This window comes from Pseudomonas sp. WP18 (assembly GCF_036689585.1).
Classification (GTDB): Bacteria; Pseudomonadota; Gammaproteobacteria; order Pseudomonadales; family Pseudomonadaceae; genus Aquipseudomonas; species Aquipseudomonas chlororaphis_E.
On record NZ_CP144758.1, the window covers coordinates 384,068 to 401,272 of the forward strand.

Annotated in this window: 20 protein-coding genes; 10 read left to right on the top strand and 10 right to left on the bottom strand. The window is 62.7% G+C overall.

Annotated elements, in window-relative coordinates; genetic code table 11:
* Nucleotides 1–242 precede the first annotated feature (242 nt).
* The 6 genes from hisB (at nt 243) to V5F23_RS01675 (ending at nt 4,259) form a co-directional block, all read left to right on the top strand.
* Entirely contained in the window at nt 243–836 is a 594-nt protein-coding gene (gene hisB / locus V5F23_RS01650) for an imidazoleglycerol-phosphate dehydratase HisB (RefSeq protein ID WP_024778052.1), read from the top strand.
* The gene (gene hisH, locus V5F23_RS01655; protein WP_212803287.1) at nt 836–1,474 is read left to right on the top strand and encodes an imidazole glycerol phosphate synthase subunit HisH; all 639 of its coding nucleotides are present in this window, start codon (nt 836–838) and stop codon (nt 1,472–1,474) included. Before hisB ends, hisH begins: the two co-directional genes overlap by 1 nt.
* On the top strand, nt 1,474–1,728 hold the full coding sequence (locus V5F23_RS01660; RefSeq protein ID WP_042728153.1) for a DUF2164 domain-containing protein: 255 nt from the start codon (nt 1,474–1,476) through the stop codon (nt 1,726–1,728). Before hisH ends, V5F23_RS01660 begins: the two co-directional genes overlap by 1 nt.
* A 42-nt stretch (nt 1,729–1,770) precedes the next feature.
* Nucleotides 1,771–2,508, top strand: a complete 738-nt coding sequence (hisA, locus tag V5F23_RS01665; RefSeq protein ID WP_047736169.1) for a 1-(5-phosphoribosyl)-5-[(5-phosphoribosylamino)methylideneamino]imidazole-4-carboxamide isomerase — start codon at nt 1,771–1,773, stop codon at nt 2,506–2,508.
* A gap of 9 nt (nt 2,509–2,517) precedes the next feature.
* A complete protein-coding gene (gene hisF / locus V5F23_RS01670) occupies nt 2,518–3,288 on the top strand; it encodes an imidazole glycerol phosphate synthase subunit HisF (protein ID WP_042728155.1) in 771 nt (256 codons plus the stop codon).
* A gap of 224 nt (nt 3,289–3,512) precedes the next feature.
* Entirely contained in the window at nt 3,513–4,259 is a 747-nt protein-coding gene (locus tag V5F23_RS01675) for an ABC transporter substrate-binding protein (RefSeq protein ID WP_042728156.1), read from the top strand.
* Nucleotides 4,260–4,452: 193 nt separating this feature from the next.
* Here V5F23_RS01675 and V5F23_RS01680 read toward each other — a convergent pair whose 3' ends face one another.
* From V5F23_RS01680 to gpmI, 4 genes are all read right to left on the bottom strand, one after another.
* Nucleotides 4,453–5,235, bottom strand: coding sequence for a divergent polysaccharide deacetylase family protein (locus V5F23_RS01680; protein WP_042728157.1), 783 nt, complete (start codon nt 5,233–5,235; stop codon nt 4,453–4,455).
* A gap of 1 nt (nt 5,236) precedes the next feature.
* Nucleotides 5,237–6,553: a S41 family peptidase gene (locus tag V5F23_RS01685; protein WP_042728158.1), complete on the bottom strand. Its 1,317-nt coding sequence runs from the start codon at nt 6,551–6,553 to the stop codon at nt 5,237–5,239.
* 32 nt (nt 6,554–6,585) lie between these two features.
* Entirely contained in the window at nt 6,586–7,872 is a 1,287-nt protein-coding gene (locus V5F23_RS01690) for a murein hydrolase activator EnvC (protein ID WP_047736166.1), read from the bottom strand.
* A gap of 262 nt (nt 7,873–8,134) precedes the next feature.
* Nucleotides 8,135–9,664: a 2,3-bisphosphoglycerate-independent phosphoglycerate mutase gene (gpmI, locus tag V5F23_RS01695; RefSeq protein ID WP_042728160.1), complete on the bottom strand. Its 1,530-nt coding sequence runs from the start codon at nt 9,662–9,664 to the stop codon at nt 8,135–8,137.
* 151 nt (nt 9,665–9,815) lie between these two features.
* On the opposite strand from gpmI, the gene V5F23_RS01700 reads away from it, so the two are divergent.
* The 3 genes from V5F23_RS01700 to secB are packed head-to-tail and all read left to right on the top strand — an operon-like array spanning nt 9,816 to nt 11,004.
* Entirely contained in the window at nt 9,816–10,229 is a 414-nt protein-coding gene (locus V5F23_RS01700; protein WP_042728161.1) for a rhodanese-like domain-containing protein, read from the top strand.
* Nucleotide 10,230: 1 nt separating this feature from the next.
* The gene (grxC, locus tag V5F23_RS01705; RefSeq protein ID WP_042728162.1) at nt 10,231–10,485 is read left to right on the top strand and encodes a glutaredoxin 3; all 255 of its coding nucleotides are present in this window, start codon (nt 10,231–10,233) and stop codon (nt 10,483–10,485) included.
* A 39-nt stretch (nt 10,486–10,524) separates the two neighbouring features.
* Nucleotides 10,525–11,004, top strand: coding sequence for a protein-export chaperone SecB (gene secB, locus V5F23_RS01710; RefSeq protein WP_042728163.1), 480 nt, complete (start codon nt 10,525–10,527; stop codon nt 11,002–11,004).
* Nucleotides 11,005–11,127: 123 nt separating this feature from the next.
* Here secB and V5F23_RS01715 read toward each other — a convergent pair whose 3' ends face one another.
* Complete coding sequence (locus tag V5F23_RS01715) at nt 11,128–11,583, bottom strand: tRNA (cytidine(34)-2'-O)-methyltransferase (RefSeq protein WP_338497390.1); 456 nt, start codon at nt 11,581–11,583, stop codon at nt 11,128–11,130.
* On the opposite strand from V5F23_RS01715, the gene V5F23_RS01720 reads away from it, so the two are divergent.
* Nucleotides 11,582–12,022, top strand: coding sequence for a hypothetical protein (locus V5F23_RS01720; RefSeq protein ID WP_080964290.1), 441 nt, complete (start codon nt 11,582–11,584; stop codon nt 12,020–12,022). The genes V5F23_RS01715 and V5F23_RS01720 overlap by 2 nt on opposite strands.
* Before the next feature lie 548 nt (nt 12,023–12,570).
* Here V5F23_RS01720 and ntrC read toward each other — a convergent pair.
* From ntrC to V5F23_RS01745, 5 genes are all read right to left on the bottom strand, one after another.
* Nucleotides 12,571–14,007, bottom strand: coding sequence for a nitrogen regulation protein NR(I) (ntrC, locus tag V5F23_RS01725; RefSeq protein ID WP_042731317.1), 1,437 nt, complete (start codon nt 14,005–14,007; stop codon nt 12,571–12,573).
* Nucleotides 14,004–15,089 carry a nitrogen regulation protein NR(II) gene (glnL, locus tag V5F23_RS01730; RefSeq protein ID WP_042731316.1) on the bottom strand — a complete coding sequence of 362 codons (1,086 nt, stop codon included), beginning with the start codon at nt 15,087–15,089 and terminating at the stop codon, nt 14,004–14,006. Before glnL ends, ntrC begins: the two co-directional genes overlap by 4 nt.
* A gap of 231 nt (nt 15,090–15,320) precedes the next feature.
* Entirely contained in the window at nt 15,321–15,941 is a 621-nt protein-coding gene (locus V5F23_RS01735; protein WP_338497392.1) for a DUF4124 domain-containing protein, read from the bottom strand.
* Nucleotides 15,938–16,456: a DUF4124 domain-containing protein gene (locus V5F23_RS01740; protein ID WP_042731314.1), complete on the bottom strand. Its 519-nt coding sequence runs from the start codon at nt 16,454–16,456 to the stop codon at nt 15,938–15,940. The genes V5F23_RS01735 and V5F23_RS01740 overlap by 4 nt, the downstream gene beginning before the upstream one ends.
* A 185-nt stretch (nt 16,457–16,641) precedes the next feature.
* Nucleotides 16,642–17,199 (bottom strand): chorismate mutase, encoded by a 558-nt coding sequence (locus tag V5F23_RS01745; protein WP_042731313.1) that lies wholly within the window; start codon nt 17,197–17,199, stop codon nt 16,642–16,644.
* Nucleotides 17,200–17,205 lie beyond the last annotated feature (6 nt).

Below are 17,205 nucleotides of genomic sequence, written 5' to 3' on the forward strand. Positions count from 1 at the left end.
CCCGCGAAGGCGGTGGGTCAGAAGCATTTATGTTTACTGACACACCCTCTTCGCGGGCAAGCCCGCTCCCACATTTGTGTCTGGGTGATGGCAAACATTTGCGTCCATGGCTTGTATGGACATGTCTAACCCCGACAGGACGGGCAACAACCCGTCAGCGATATCACCTCCCGTGTTTCTGTTTGCCGCTCACGCCCCTATAATGGCTGCCTTTTTCGCCCAATGATTTTGCGGAGCTGGTGATGGCCGAACGTAAGGCGTCTGTCGAGCGCGACACTCTGGAAACCCAGATCAAAGCCTCGATCAACCTGGATGGCACCGGAAAGGCCCGGTTTGATATCGGCGTGCCTTTTCTTGAGCACATGCTGGACCAGATCGCCCGTCACGGGCTGATCGACCTGGACATCGTCAGCAAGGGCGACCTGCATATCGACGACCACCACACGGTGGAAGACGTCGGTATCACCCTGGGGCAAGCGTTCACCCAAGCCATCGGCGACAAAAAAGGCATCCGTCGCTACGGCCACGCCTATGTCCCGCTCGATGAAGCGCTGTCGCGAGTGGTCATCGACTTCTCCGGCCGTCCTGGCCTACAGATGCACGTGCCGTATACCCGTGCCACCGTCGGCGGCTTCGACGTCGACCTGTTCCAGGAGTTTTTCCAGGGTTTCGTCAACCACGCCAACGTGACGCTGCACATCGACAACCTGCGCGGGCACAACACCCACCACCAGATCGAGACCGTGTTCAAGGCGTTCGGCCGCGCACTGCGCATGGCCGTGGAGCTCGATGACCGCATGGCCGGGCAGATGCCTTCGACCAAGGGCGTCCTGTAATGCAGACGGTCGCGGTTATCGATTACGGCATGGGCAACCTGCACTCGGTGGCCAAGGCCCTCGAACACGTGGGTGCCGGCAAGGTGCTGATCACCAGTGACGCCGATGTGATTCGCGAAGCCGACCGGGTGGTCTTCCCTGGCGTGGGCGCGATTCGCGATTGCATGGCCGAGATCCGTCGTCTGGGCTTCGACAAGCTGGTGCACGAAGTCAGTCAGGACCGTCCGTTCCTCGGCATCTGCGTGGGCATGCAGGCCTTGCTCGAACGCAGCGAAGAGAACGACGGCGTCGATTGCATCTCCCTGTTCCCGGGCCAGGTGAAGTTCTTTGGCAAGGGCCTGCATGAAGACGGCGAGCACCTGAAGGTCCCGCACATGGGCTGGAACGAAGTGAAGCAGACGGTGGACCACCCGCTGTGGCACAGCATCCCGGACCTGGCGCGCTTCTATTTCGTGCACAGCTACTACATCGCGGCCGGCAATGCCCGGCAGGTGGTGGGCAGCGGTCACTATGGCGTCGACTTCGCCGCGGCGCTGGCCGACGGCTCGCGATTCGCCGTGCAGTTTCACCCCGAAAAGAGCCATACCCATGGCCTGCAACTGTTGCAGAACTTCGCGGCGTGGGACGGCCGTTGGTAATGGCGCGCAAGAAACCGCCGATCCTCACCCTCACGCCTGAACAGGAGAGTGAGGCGAACCGCAAGATCCAGCGGTTCATGGAGGAGCGTTTCGAACTGGACCTGGGTTCGTTCGAGGCGGCGGAAATTCTTGAGCTGTTTACCCGCGAAATTGCTCCGCACTATTACAACAGGGCGATTTTCGATGTGCAGGCGCACCTTAAAGAAAGGTTCGAAAGCATTGAAAGCGACTTGTGGGCGCTCGAGAAAAACTGATTTTCGAGCCAAGCTGAATATTCGTATTTGAAGGTTTGCCAGATGCTGATTATCCCCGCTATCGATCTCAAGGACGGCGCTTGCGTACGTCTGCGCCAGGGCCGGATGGAAGATTCCACGGTGTTCTCCGATGACCCGGTGAGCATGGCCGCCAAGTGGGTGGAGGGCGGCTGCCGGCGCCTGCATCTGGTGGACCTGAACGGCGCCTTCGAAGGCCAGCCGGTCAATGGCGAAGTGGTGACCGCCATTGCCAAGCGCTATCCGAACCTGCCGATCCAGATCGGCGGCGGCATTCGCTCCCTGGAAACCATCGAGCACTACGTCAAGGCTGGCGTGAGCTACGTGATCATCGGCACCAAGGCCGTGAAGGAGCCCGAATTCGTCGCCGAAGCCTGCCGCGCGTTCCCGGGCAAGGTCATCGTGGGCCTGGATGCCAAGGACGGTTTTGTCGCCACCGACGGTTGGGCTGAAGTCAGCACTGTGCAGGTGATCGACCTGGCCAAGCGTTTCGAAGCCGACGGCGTGTCGGCCATCGTCTACACCGACATCGCCAAGGACGGCATGATGCAGGGCTGCAACGTGCCGTTCACGGCGGCCCTGGCGGCGGCCACGAAAATCCCGGTCATCGCCTCCGGCGGTATCCACAACCTGGGCGACATCAAGACACTGCTCGACGCCAAGGCGCCGGGCATCATCGGGGCGATCACCGGTCGCGCGATCTACGAAGGCACCCTGGATGTCGCCGAGGCCCAGGCCTTCTGCGACGCCTACAAAGGCTGAGGACTGACCATGGCGCTGGCCAAACGCATCATCCCTTGCCTGGACGTGGACAACGGCCGAGTGGTCAAGGGCGTCAAGTTCGAGAACATCCGTGATGCCGGCGACCCGGTGGAAATCGCCCGTCGCTACGACGAACAGGGTGCGGACGAGATCACCTTCCTCGACATCACCGCCAGCGTCGACGGCCGCGACACCACCTTGCATACCGTCGAGCGCATGGCCAGCCAGGTGTTCATCCCGCTGACCGTGGGCGGTGGCGTGCGCACCGTGCAGGATATCCGCAACCTGCTCAACGCCGGGGCGGACAAGGTGTCCATCAACACGGCGGCGGTGTTCAACCCGGAGTTCGTCGGCGAAGCGGCCCAGCATTTCGGCTCGCAGTGCATCGTCGTCGCCATCGACGCGAAGAAGGTGTCCGGTCCGGGCGAAACCCCGCGCTGGGAAATCTTCACCCACGGCGGCCGCAAGCCCACCGGCCTGGATGCCGTTGAGTGGGCCAGGAAGATGGAGGGCCTTGGTGCCGGTGAGATCCTGCTGACCAGCATGGACCAGGACGGCATGAAGAACGGCTTCGACCTGGGCGTGACCCGTGCCATCAGCGATGCCCTGGGCATTCCCGTGATCGCCTCCGGCGGTGTCGGCAACCTGCAACACCTGGCCGATGGCATCCTGGAAGGCCACGCCAGCGCGGTGCTGGCGGCGAGCATCTTCCACTTTGGCGAATACACGGTGCCGGAGGCCAAGGCCTACATGGCACAGCGCGGTATCTGCATTCGCTGACCGCTGGACACCATGGCGGGCCCAAGGCACTCTTGGGCACACCATGGATTGCGGTAGCTAGTGGCCTGTACGGTTAATTCGGGTGCTCAAGTTCGAGTGCCAGGACTTGCCAGGCAAGGCGCCATGACGAGTCGTAGCCCAGCTACGGCGAGGAATGGCAACGCAGCTTGGCGAGCACTGGCGCCGAACTTGAGTGCACGAATTAGCCACACAGGCCACTATACATGCTCAAACGCCTTGTTCTTGCCCTTGCCGGCGCCACTTTGCTGCTTGCAGGCACGGCCCGCGCCGCCGACACCTCGCTGGTGCTGCTGACGGAAAACTTCCCCCCGTACAACATGGCCAAGAACGGCAAGAACTTCGCTCAGGACGAGAACATCCAGGGCATTGCCGTGGACATCGTCCGCGAGATTTTCAAACGCGCCGACATCACCTACAGCCTGACGCTGCGTTTCCCCTGGGAGCGGATCTATAAGCTCGCCCTGGAGAATCCCGGCTACGGCGTCTTCGTCATGGCGCGGCTGCCGGAACGTGAAAAGCTGTTCAAATGGGTCGGCCCCATCGGCCCGGACGACTGGATCATGCTCGCCAAGGCGGACAGCACGATTGCCCTCGACTCCTTGGAGCAGGCGCGCAAATACCGGATCGGCGCCTACAAGGGCGACGCCATTGCCGAAACCCTGGGCAAGCAGGGGCTGAATCCCATTGTGGTGCTGCGTGACCAGGACAACGCGAGGAAGCTGGTCAACGGTCAGATCGACCTGTGGGCCACCGGCGACCCGGCCGGCCGCTACCTGGCCCGCCAGGAAGGTGTGAGCGACCTCAAGACTGTGCTGCGTTTCAACAGCGCCGAGCTGTACCTGGCGTTGAACAAGAACGTGCCTGACGAGGTGGTCGCGCGGCTACAGAAAGCCCTGGATGAGTTGCGCCGGGAAGGAGCGGTCGACGCGATCATGGCACGGTATCTCTGACCGCTGGAACAAACCTGTGGGAGCGGGCTTGCTCGCGAAAGCGGTGGGTCAGCTTGTAGAGATGTTGAATGTGTCGCCGTCATCGCGAGCAAGCTCGCTCCCACAGGGGGTCTGCTGTGAACGCCAATCTTGTGCCCGATGCAGAACCGTTGTGGGAGCGAGCTTGCTCGCGATGGCGGCGTCGCGGCTACCGCTATCGGTAGAGCCCATCCTTCCCATGCCCGGCCATCGCCCGGTTGCTGCGCAGGCTGATCATCGACTTGATGTCGATCCATTCGATGCCTTGGCCTTTGAGCCGTGGCAGTTCGCGTTCGAGCACGGCCAGGGTCTGCGGGTAGGGATGGCCGATCATCACCGCCGAGCCCTGGCGTCGGGCCAGGTCGATGGCGGTCTGGAGCTGGTGGGCGATGGCAGTTTCCGTGCGCTCGTCATCGAGGAATACATCCCGTGACACACTGGCCAGGCCGATCTTCTGCGCCTCGGCGGCCGCGACGGTCTGGGCGCTGGTGCGGCTGTCGACGAAAAACTTGTGCCGCTGCTGCAGGTTCGCCATCAGCCACGCCATGGCCTGGGGTTGGGCGGTCATGCGGCTGCCCATGTGGTTGTTGATCCCGCTGGTGTAGGGCACGGCCGCGAAGGCGGCGTCGAGGCGTTTGCCGAGCTCTTCGATGGGCAGGTCCGGATGCCAGGCGAACGGCCCGGTGGCGGGGTCCATGGGCATGTGCAACATCACGAGCTTGCCGGCGCGATGGGCTTCGCGGGCGAATTCGGCGGCATGGGGCGTGTCGGGCATGATCGCGGCGGTGACAGGGCCGGGGAGGGCCAGTACCTGGCGATCCCGGGGCAGGTTCTGCCCCAGGTCGTCGATGATCAGGCTCAGGTAGGCCTTGTGCGGTGAAGCGGCGGGCGTGGCGGGCGCGGCAAAGGCAACGCTCGCCAGGCAGCACACCAGGCCGAGGATCAAGCGCCGGCGCATCTCAGCGGCCGGAGGTGATGTTCAGTCCTTTGAGCAGGCTCAGGGCCTGGGCTAACTGATAATCGTCATCCTGCGGCATCGGCTTGGCCTTGGCACCGGAGCCGGTCGGTTTGTCGGCGCCACCGTTGCCGTTGCCCAGGTGGCCTTGCAGGTCGGCTTCCTTGAAGTATTCGCTGTCCTGCTCGTTGGTGATCTTGGCCTTGCGCACCTCGATGTCCGGAACGATGCCCTGGGCCTGGATGGAGCGGCCGTTGGGGGTGAAGTACAGCGCGGTGGTGATCTTCAGGGCGCGATCATTGTTCAGTGGCAGCACGGTCTGCACCGAGCCCTTGCCGAAACTGGTGGTGCCCATGACCACGCCGCGTTTCTGGTCCTGCAGGGCACCGGCGACGATCTCCGACGCCGAGGCGCTGCCGCCGTTGATCAACACCACCAGTGGCACGGCGTCGCTCAGGTCGTTGCCGGTGGCCGAGAAGCGCAGCTCGGAGTTGGCGATGCGGCCCTTGGTGTAGACGATCAGGCCCTTGGTGATGAAGTGATCCACCACTTCCACCGCCGATTGCAGCACGCCGCCGGGGTTGTTGCGCAGGTCCAGGACCAGGCCGTTGAGTTTCTTGCCGTTGTCCTTGCGCAGCTTGGCCAGGGCCTTGGCGACTTCTTCGCCAGTCTTGACCTGGAACTGGGTGATACGGATATAGCCGTAGCCCGACTCCAGCAACTGGCTCTTCACGCTCTTGACCTGGATGACCGCCCGCGTGAGGGTCACGTCGAACGGCGTGCCGCCGTCGCGCACCAGGGTCAGGGTGATCTTCTGGCCGATCTTGCCGCGCATTTTGTCCACGGCTTCGGTCATGCTCTGGCCGCGGGTCGGCTGGCCGTTGATCTTGACGATGAAGTCGCCCGCCTGGATGCCAGCCTTGGAGGCGGGCGTGTCGTCGATTGGCGAGACCACTTTGACGAAGCCGTCTTCGCTGCCGACCTCGATGCCCAGGCCGCCGAACTCGCCGCTGGTGCTTTCCTGCAGCTCGGCAAAATCTTCCGGCCCCAGGTAGGCCGAGTGCGGGTCCAGGTTGCTGAGCATGCCCTTGATGGCGTTCTCCAGCAGCATCTTGTCGTCCACCGGCTCGACATAGGCGGCCTTGATCCGGTCCATGACTTCGGCAAACGTGCGCAGCTCGTCCAGCGGCAACGGCGCCTTGGTGGTCGCCGCCGTGGTGGCGGGGGCCGAGGGGGCCGGTTCAGCGGCGAAAGCCAGGGGCGCGCCGATCACGAGGGCGATCGTCAGGGCCAGCGAGGTGAGACGGGACAAATGCAGCATGTCGAACGAACTCCTTAAGTGGATGGGTGCGCTTATCCTTGCGCACGACACCATTGGGCCGGGTCACTGGGGCGACCCTGCTGACGAATAGCGAAATACAGGGCTGGCGTATCCTGCCCACCACTGTTGCCGACCGTGGAGATGGACTCGCCGGCCTTGACCACATCCCCCGCCGACTTGAGCAGCGTCTGGTTGTGGCCATACAGACTCAGGTACCCGTTGCCGTGATCCAGGATCACCAGCAGGCCGGCGCCGCGCAGCCAATCGGCGAACACCACGCGCCCGCCATGCACGGCGTGCACCTGGCTGCCGGCGGAAGCGCTGATCATCACCCCATCCCACTTGGTGCGGGTGTCGTCGCCACGGGTTTCACCAAAGCGTGCCAGTAATCGACCATTGACCGGCCATGGAAGTTTGCCGCGCGCCGAAGCAAATGCGCCGCCGAAGGTTTCACCGTCACTGGAAACCAGCGCGCCGGGGCTGGATTTGGTCGCCTTGCGGGGCGCCTCGTCCGAGTCCGCCTCGGCCTCACGCAAGCGCTTTTTTTCGGCTTCCTGCTGGGCGATCAGCGCTTGCTGCCGCGCTTGCTCTGCCTCTCGCGCCTGGCGGGCCAGGGTTTCCTCGATGGTCTTGAGTACGTTTGCCAGCTCGGCCTGGTCTTGTTCACGGGCCTTGAGCTTGCTGTCGCGGGCCTTCACATCGTCATTGAGCTTGGCCAGGGCCACCTGGCGTTCCTTGCGAACCTTGTCGAGTTCATCGCGCTGGCTGTCGAGGCTGCTTTTCTGTACCAGCAACTGGGCCTGCTGCAATTCGATGTCCTTCTCGACGTTGGCGAGCTGGCGCAGGGTTTCGTTGAAGTTCTTCAGTTGCTCCAGGCGGGCCTGGCTCAGGTAATCGTAATAGGTGAGCGTGCGGGCGAATTTCTCGGGGTTCTGCTGGTTGAGCAGCAGCTTGAGGTACTCCTGGCGGCCGTTCTGGTAGGCGGCGCGGGCCTGGATGGCGATCAGGTGTTGCTGTTCAGTGCGCGCGCTCTGGAGTTTTTTTTTCTCACCATCGAGTCGCTGCAGCTCGGATTCGCTTTTCTTCAGCTCTTTCTGCAGGGCGTCCACCTGCTTCTCCAGCTTGCCCATCTCGGTCTCGGTGCCGCGCAGGTCTTTCTGGACGCTGGATTTCTCTTCCTGCAGCTTGCCCAGCAGTTTCTTCAGCTCGGCAATGTCCTGGCGCGTGGCCTCCAACTGTTGTTGGGTTTGCGCGCGCTCGTCGGCAAAGGCCGGTTGGAGCAGGCAGGTCAGAACGAGGGCTATCAGGACGCGAAGCATAGAGGCGGGTGATACCAGGGAAAGGGACGGCCTAGTATGCCCGCCCCACGCGGCAAAAAAAACGCCCATTTGGGGCTGTGTGATAACTGGCCGGCAAAACACTGAAAGCCGCCAGCCTGCCGTGGCGAGGGAGCTTGCTCCCGCTGGGCTGCGAAGCAGCCCCTCGACAGTTGAGCAAGCCAGGGCCCCTGCGATGGCTGCGCCATCGGGTGGGAGCAAGCTCCCTCGCCACAACAAGCCAATGCTCCGTGACTACGTGTCGTCACACCAGAATCGAAGTCCCGGTCATCTCCGCCGGTTTTTCCATGCCCAGCAGCATCAGCATGGTCGGTGCCACGTCAGCCAGCACGCCGCCTTCGCGGACCTTGAGGTCACGCTTGCCGACATAGATGAACGGCACCGGCTCAGTGGTGTGGGCCGTGTGGGCCTGGCCGGTGGATTCGTCGGACATCTGTTCGACGTTGCCGTGGTCGGCGGTGATCAGTGCTTCGCCGCCGACCTTTTCCAGGGCCTCGACGATGCGACCCACGCAGGTGTCCAGGCATTCCACGGCCTTGACCGCCGCCTCGAACACGCCGCTGTGGCCGACCATGTCGCCGTTGGCGTAGTTGACCACGATCACGTCGTAACGCTGGTTTTCAATGGCATCGACGATGCGGTCGGTCACTTCGGGGGCGCTCATCTCCGGCTGCAGGTCGTAGGTGGCGACTTTCGGTGAGGGGATCAGGATGCGTTCTTCGCCCGGGAAGGGCTCTTCGCGCCCGCCCGAGAAAAAGAACGTCACGTGGGCGTACTTCTCGGTTTCGGCGATGCGCAGCTGGGTCTTGCCGTTTTTCGCCAGGTAGTCGCCGAGCACGTTTTCCAGGCTGCCGGCGGCGAAGGCCGACGGGGCCGGGATGCTGGCGGCATATTGGGTCAGCATCACGAAGCCGGCCAGTTTTGGCTGGCGGGCGCGTTCGAATTCCTTGAAGTCGTCTTCGACAAACACGCGGGTCAGCTCGCGAGCCCGGTCGGCACGGAAGTTCATGAACACCACGGCGTCGCCGTCTTCGACCTTGACCGGTTCACCGATGGTGGTGGCCTTGACGAACTCGTCGCTTTCGCCGCGCTCGTAGGCGGCGTTCAGGCCTTCCTGGGCGGTGGCGGCGCTGAACTCGGCCTGGCCGTCGACGATCAGGTTGTAGGCCTGGGAGACGCGGTCCCAACGGTTGTCGCGGTCCATGGCGTAGTAGCGGCCGACGAGGCTGGCGATGCGGCCTTTGCCCAGGGCCTGGAAGGTGGCGTCCAGCAATTCGATCGAGGAGGCGGCGCTTTTCGGCGGGGTGTCGCGGCCATCGAGGAATGCGTGCAGGTAGATCTTCTCGGCGCCGCGCTTGAAGGCCAGTTCGGCCATGGCAACCAGGTGGTCCTGGTGGCTGTGCACGCCACCGTCCGACAGCAGGCCCATGAGGTGTACGGCCTTGCCGGCGGCCACGGCTTTATCCACGGCCGCGCAGATGGTCGGGTTCTCGAAGAACTCGCCGTCGCGAATCGACTTGGTCACGCGGGTGAAGTCCTGATACACCACGCGGCCTGCGCCGAGGTTCATGTGGCCGACTTCGGAGTTGCCCATCTGCCCGTCCGGCAGGCCGACGTCCATGCCGCTGCCGGAAATCAGGCCGTTCGGCACGGTGGCCCACAGACGGTCCAGGACAGGCTTTTTGGCCGAATACACGGCGTTGGATTCGTGGCTGTCACTGTGACCGAAGCCGTCGAGAATCATCAGGACCAAAGGTTTAGGCGTGGTAGTCATGGAATCCACTCGTGGCGGTTAAAAGAAGACGATGCAAAAGGGACGAGCAGTTTAAAGGTAAGTTCCGGTGGCGTCACCGCCGGGCGGGGTTTGGCCGGCCTTGCGTGCTGTGTATACTGGCCGACATTTTAACGCCCTGGAACCTCCTTCGATGGTTGCTCACCTGATTGAATTTGCCACTAACCACTACATTCTCGTCGGTATCTTCGTCGTACTGCTGGCATTGCTGGTGGCCCACACGATGCAGGGCGGCGGGCGCAGCCTGAGCACTGGCGAGCTGACCGCGCTGGTCAACAAGGATGCCGGCGTGGTGGTGGATATCCGTCCGAGCAAGGAATACGCCACCGGTCACATTGTCGGGGCGGTGAACATCCCCCAGGACAAACTGATCGCACGTATCGGCGAGCTGGAAAAACACAAGGCCAAGACCATCATCCTGGTCGATGCCCAGGGCCAGCACGCCGGCACCCATGCCCGTGAACTGATGAAGTCCGGCTTCACCGCGGCCAAGCTCTCCGGCGGCGTGGCCAGTTGGAAAGCCGACAACTTGCCCCTGGTGAAGTGAGATGACCCACGTCGTTGTCTATTCCAGCGATTACTGCCCTTATTGCTCGCGAGCCAAGTTCCTGCTCCAGAACAAAGGGGTGGCGTTCGAAGAGATCAAGGTCGACGGCAAGCCGCAACTGCGCGCCGAAATGTCCCGGAAGGCTGGGCGTACGTCCGTCCCGCAGATCTGGATCGGCAGCACCCACGTGGGCGGTTGTGATGATCTGTTCGCCCTGGAGCGCGCCGGCAAGCTCGACGCGATGCTCAAGGCCTGAATTCCCTACTCAAGAACCTGAAAGTAAGAAGGATCTGCGATGACTGACCAACAAAACACAGCTGCCAGCGAAGAAGAAGCCGCACCGCAATTCTCCTTGCAGCGCATTTATGTCCGCGACCTGTCCTTTGAAGCCCCGAAAAGCCCGGCGATCTTTCGCCAGCAGTGGGAACCGAGCGTCGGCCTGGACCTGAACACCCGTCAGAAAGCCCTGGAAGACGACTTCCATGAAGTGGTGCTGACCCTGTCGGTGACCGTGAAGAACGGTGAAGAAGTGGCGTTCATCGCCGAGGTGCAACAGGCCGGGATCTTCCTGATCAAGAACCTCGATGCAGCGTCCATGAGCCACACCCTGGGCGCGTTCTGCCCGAACATTCTGTTCCCGTACGCCCGTGAAACCCTGGACAGCCTGGTGACTCGCGGTTCGTTCCCGGCCCTGATGCTGGCACCGGTGAACTTCGATGCCCTGTACGCGCAAGAACTGCAGCGCATGCAGCAAGAAGGCGCGACCGTTCAGTAAGTCGGTCGACGCAAGTCCAATGTGGGAGCGGGCTTGCTCGCGAAAGCAGTGTGTCAGTTGACATCAATGTTGCCTGACACTCCGCTTTCGCGAGCAAGCCCGCTCCCACATTTGTTATGGGGGCTATTGAAAGCCATTCTGCCGCCAAGCCTCATAGACCGCCACCGCCACGGTGTTGGACAGGTTCAGGCTGCGACAGCCTTCGCGCATCGGCAGGCGCAGGCGTTGGTCCGATGGCAGGGCGTCGAGCACGTCGGCGGGCAGGCCACGGCTTTCGGGCCCGAACAGGAAGGCATCGCCGGCCACGAACCGGGCGTCATGGAAGGGCCGCGACCCCTTGGTGGTGAAGGCGAACAGGCGTGGATGCCCCAGGCTTTCCAGACAACTGGCAAGGTCGGCGTGGCGCTGCAAGGTGGCATACTCGTGGTAGTCGAGGCCGGCGCGGCGCAGGCGCTTGTCGTCCATTTCGAAGCCCAGCGGTTCGATCAGATGCAGGTGGCAGCCACTGTTGGCGCACAGCCTGATGACATTGCCGGTATTCGGCGGAATTTCCGGTTGAAAAAGGATGACGTAAAACATGCACGGCTCCGCAGATAAAGATGAGCAGCATTCTACGCCGCAAACCGATCGACGTTCGAAGCTAATGCCTCGGGTGATGGGTTCCCTGGCGATTTTCGGCATGATGGTCGGGCTGATGATCGGGCGCCTGACCACGCCCGAGCCGAATGTGCTGCAACGAATCGAGGTGAGCGAGGGGGCGTTGGTGGCCTGGTTCGACAGTGAGCCGAAACTGCACGGCGAAGTCATCGACGGTTCGGTAGCGCTGCTGTTCGAAGCCGAGGGAAGGTCGCAGAATGGCCAGCTCAAGCTCAATGGCAAGGATGTGAACTGGCGGGTGCGCTTGAGCGACAAGGGCTTGTTGCTGACGTTGGTGGCGGCGCGACCGTTGCGCGGGGAGTGGGCCGGCGGCGAAGTGGATGATCGCTGGCGGCTGGAGGTCCGTCTCCAGGAGCAATAAAAGAGGGAATCCCCGGCCTGCCTGTACCAGGGTCCCCAAAACGGGAGGGCGACTGCAAGCGTCAGCCCAGGGTGTAAAGAAGGGAAACCTTGACCTGCCTGTATCAAGGCCCCCAAAACGGTGGGCTCATCGAGCCCGGTAGAAAATGGGGAATCCCCGGCCTGCCTGTACCAAGGTCCCCGAAACTGGGTAGTGATGAAGTTATTGCAGGGCGCGTGCCAGCTTTAATGGTTTGTCACAAAAAAACTGCTGATGAGACGCAAAGCCCCGTATTCCGGGGCTTTTGCTTTTTTATGGCGGGTTTTTTCGAGGTGAATCGATCGGCCTGGGCTGGTATGACGCGCGCAGTTGCGGTTCGTGGTGCATTGGTGTGGTGCACGCAACTGAAGGATTTCAACCGGCGAGCTCATGCGACAGGCGCTGCAGCGTGACTTGTGGGAGCGGGCTTGCCCGCGAAGGCGGCATGTCAGCCAGCATTTAATTGGCTGATATACCGCTTTCGCGAGCAAGCCCGCTCCCACATGGGTTTTAAGCTGGGTTAAGGCTGCTCAGCCCTCATCCCCTTCATCATCATCCCCGCCATCAACCTTCATCCCCAGTTCCTTGATCTTGCGGGTCAGGGTGTTGCGGCCCCAGCCCAGCAGTACCGCGGCGTCGCGGCGGCGGCCGGCGGTGTGCTTGAGGGCGGTTTCGATCATGATGCGTTCGAAACTCGGGACGGCGCTGTCCAGCAGGTTGGACTGACCGCGGGCCAGGGCCTGGTCTGCCCATTGGCGCAAGGCCTGTTCCCAGTTGGTCACCGGGGCCGAATCTTGTGGCAGGCTCAACAGTTCCGGTGGCAGGTCGCTGATATGCACTTCGCGACCGGACGCCATGACCGTGATCCAGCGGCAGGTGTTTTCCAGCTGGCGCACGTTGCCGGGCCACGGCAGGTTCTTGAGGTATTCCTCGGTTTCGCTCTTGAGCAGCTTGGGCTCCACCGCCAGCTCCTGGGCGGCGCGGCTGAGGAAGTGCCGGGCCAGTGTCGGGATGTCTTCGCGACGGTCCGCCAGGCGCGGGATATGGATGCGAATCACATTCAGGCGGTGGAACAGGTCTTCGCGGAACTTGCCGGCGTGGACCAGGGTTTCCAGGTTCTGGTGGGTCGCGGCGATGATGCGCACGTCCACCTTGACCGGCGTATGCCCGCCCACCCGATAGAACTCGCCATCGGCCAGCACCCGCAGCAGGCGAGTCTGGGTGTCGGCCGGCATGTCGCCGATTTCATCGAGGAACAAGGTGCCGCCGTCGGCCTGCTCGAAGCGTCCGCGCCGCAGGTTGGCCGCGCCGGTGAACGCGCCTTTCTCGTGGCCGAACAGCTCCGATTCCATCAGGTCCTTGGGAATCGCCGCCATGTTCAAGGCAATGAACGGCGACGCGGCCCGTGGGCTGTGGCGGTGCAATGCGTGGGCCACCAGTTCTTTACCGGTACCGGATTCGCCGTTGATCAACACGGTGATGTTGGAGTGGCTCAGGCGCCCGATGGCGCGAAACACTTCCTGCATCGCCGGTGCTTCGCCGATGATTTCCGGGGTGCGGGCCAGGGCCGGCACCTCTTCCAGGCCTTGCTGCTCCTGGGCGTGCTGGTTGGCGCGCTTGACCAGCGAGACGGCTTCATCGACGTCGAACGGTTTGGGCAGGTATTCGAAGGCGCCGCCCTGGTAGGACGCCACTGCGCTGTCCAGGTCCGAGTGGGCGGTCATGATGATCACCGGCAGCCGTGGGTGTTGTTCACGGATGCGCGCCAACAGGTCGAGGCCACTGGCGCCCGGCATGCGGATGTCGGAGATGATGACGTCCGGTTGCTGACGCGCCAGGCGACTCATCACCCCGTCGGCGCTGTCGAAGCTCTGGGTGGTCATGCCTTCCTGTTGCAAGGCTTTTTCCAGGACCCAACGGATAGAACGGTCGTCATCGACGATCCACACAGTTTCACTACGGCTCATGTCGATGTGGCTCCTTGTTCCAGTGGCAGGAAGATCGAGAAGGTGGTGTGGCCGGGGTGGCTCTCACACTCGATCAAGCCCTGATGCTGACTGATGATGTTCTGGGTAATGGCCAGGCCCAGTCCGGTACCGTCCGGGCGGCCGCTGACCATGGGAAAGAAGATGGTTTCCTGCAGTTCAGCAGGGATGCCCGGGCCGTTGTCGATGATCTCGATCTTGGTCACCAGGCGGTGGCGCACATGGCCGATGGTGAACTGGCGCATGGCGCGGGTGCGCAGGGTGATGCGGCCCAGGCGCAGTTCGTTCTGGCTGCCGATGGCCTGCATCGCGTTGCGCACGATGTTCAGCACCGCCTGGATCATCTGCTCGCGGTCGATCAGGACGTCGGGAATGCTCGGGTCGTAGTCGCGCACCAAAGTGATGCAGCCCTGGGCTTCGGCTTCCACCAGGCTGCTGACGCGCTCCAGCACTTCGTGGACGTTGCACATCGCCAGGGACGGCAGCTTGTTCGAGCCGAGCATGCGGTCCACCAGGTTTCGCAGGCGGTCGGCTTCCTCGATGATGACGTTGGTGTAGTCCTTGAGGCTTTCTTCCGGCAGTTCCCGGGCCAGCAATTGCGCGGCGCCACGAATGCCGCCGAGAGGGTTCTTGATCTCGTGGGCGAGGCCGCGCACCAGCATCTTGCTGGTTTCCTGCTTGGATAACTGGGCCTCTTCCTTGGTGATGCGCAGCAGGCGATCACGGGGATGGACTTCCAGCAGCAACAGGGTGGCGCCGTTATTCAGGATCGGGGTGACCGCGTAGTCCACGGTCAGGGTCTGGCCGGTCAGTGCGGTCAGCATTGCCTCGCGCTTGGTGAACGGGTGTGCCTGCTCCACCGCCTGGCGCAGGGAATTGAGCGCTTCGGCCGATTCGGTGAACAACTCGCTGATGAACTGCCCATGGCTGCGCTGGCCGCTGACAGCCAGCAGCATTTCCGCCGCCGGGTTCATGTACTCGAGGCGCAATTCGGCGTCGAGCAGGATGGTCGCGGTGGTGAGGTTGTCGAGTAGCAAGCGGTGTAGTGCATCGCTGATGGTCATCGGGACCTCTTTTGGAGCGTAGCAGGCACGCGTATGACGCGCCGGTACGAGGAAAATGCAAAAACCAAACCAAGGCTCTGAAAAGAAGCGTTTAGAGCCCTAAAGAGGCCTTTTTGCGCCCTCTTGCGTGGCGTTCTGCCAGCTTCTACGGGTACTTTCGAACCAAAATGGGCTGGAATCCGGGAAGCGGGCAGATTGACGCACCAATATAGTGCGCCAACCTGAACGAGGTTAGAAGAACGGCAGGATGCTGCTTTCTTCTTCGGGTTTTTCGGCGAGCGGGCATTCCGGGCGTTGACCGTAGTCGGCCATGACGCACGGCTTGATGCGGCGCTTTTGCGCCAGGGACATGCGCTGCATGTGGAAAGGCTGGTTGGCCGTGCGTTCGAGGATGCGGTCTTGCTCGTCGAGGATCTCTACCGCCAGGTGATGGGTGCCGCGATCGACATTGTCCAGGGCGAACACCGGGCTCGTACCCGCGGCCCCGGTGGGCTGGCCGTCGAGCAGCAGGCGGTAGCGATGGCCTTTCTTCAAGCCGGGTTCGCTGGTGACGCTGACGATTAGCGCCCCTTCAGTGCTGCGTATCGTGGCGTCCGGCTCGGGGATCAGCAGGCGGAGCATTTCGTAATGAAACAGCGGCTCGGGCGAGGCTTCTTTGGCGGGCATCGCGGGCGTGCCCTTGGGTGGCGTGGGCATTCGGTTGCCGGGCGAGAGCTCGACTTTCCGGGCATTGCCGGGGCGGGGCTGGTCAGTGAAGACACGATTGCCTTGGGCGTCGACGTAGGTATAGACCTGCGCCATCCCCGGCAACGCGGCCAGCGCCAGGCCCAACGTGAGCCAGCCGCGAATCATGGCTGGTGAACCCGCTGCACAGTGAAGGTGACGGTGTCGCTCTGCTGCACGAGGTTGTCCCCGTCGATGACTTGCACCGCCAGGCTGTGCTCGCCCCGGTCGATGTTCACCACTTGCAGGCGTGGCACGTTGGTGGGCTGGCCATAGGGTTGGCCGTCCACCAGCAGTCGAAACAGATGCGGGCTTTGCAGCCTTGGCTGCGTCCGCACGCCCACGGTAAAGGTGCCGTTGTTGGCGCGCAGGGCCTCCTCGCTGGGGATGTCCGTCAGTTCAAGCATCTCGTAGGCATTGCGTGGCTCATTCCTCTGCGCTGGGGCTGGCGGTGTGTCCGGGCTGGCGGCGGGCTGGCGCTCGATGCTGTTGAGCGGCGGCAGTTCCACCGTCTGGGCCGGTACGCCTTGGGGCGGCTGGTTGCTGTAGGCGGTGTTGCCCTCGGCGTCGGTATATTTATAAATCTGCCCGACCGCCGGCAGTGTCAGCAGCCACAACAGCATTCCTGAAAAAACGCGCCCCATAAAACCAACCGAGAATTGAATATGTCGGTTAGCAGCATAGGTCAGGGAGGGCGGATGGCCCAAGTTGTTGTAGAGCCCTTGTGGGAGCGGGCTTGCTCGCGAAGGTGCAGTGTCAGGCAACGTGGATGTCAACTGACACACTGCTTTCGCGAGCAAGCCCGCTCCCACAGGGTAAGGGGTGTGTTTCAGGCTTTTGGGGCTGTACACAGCTCCCCGGTCGCCCGGATCAGGGCGAGTCGGTGCACTGGGTGCTGTTTGTCATTGTGGGTGGCGCGGGCCAGCCATTGCGGGCACTGCGGGTCGGTGCGGTAGGGGGCGAAGTCAGCCAGTTGTTGCAGCAGGCGCTTTTGCAGTCGATCGAGTTGCGGGCGGATCTCTCCCACCAGGTCAGGGCGCGGCAGGTCCGGTGCCTTGCCTGCCAGGGCCCAGTCGGACAGGTCGATGTATTGCACCATTTTGTTGGCTTCTATCTGGGCACTGAAGAACGCTTCCACGGTGTCGGCCGTGAGCTTGTAGGCCGGTGCCTGGGCGACGGCGGCGGCAATGACCTCGCGCTCGCGCTGGCGGTCTTCCACGGGTTTATGAGTGTCCCATTTGCTCAGCGCTACCTGATCGGCGATGGCGATGCGTTCGCCTATGGCATTGAGCAGCGGTGTAAGAGCATCCGGGGCGGGAGCGGCTTGGGCGGTGCTGGCCAGCACCACGGCGCAAAGGGCAAGGCCAAGCGTGAAGCGCAGCGTCATGGGCAG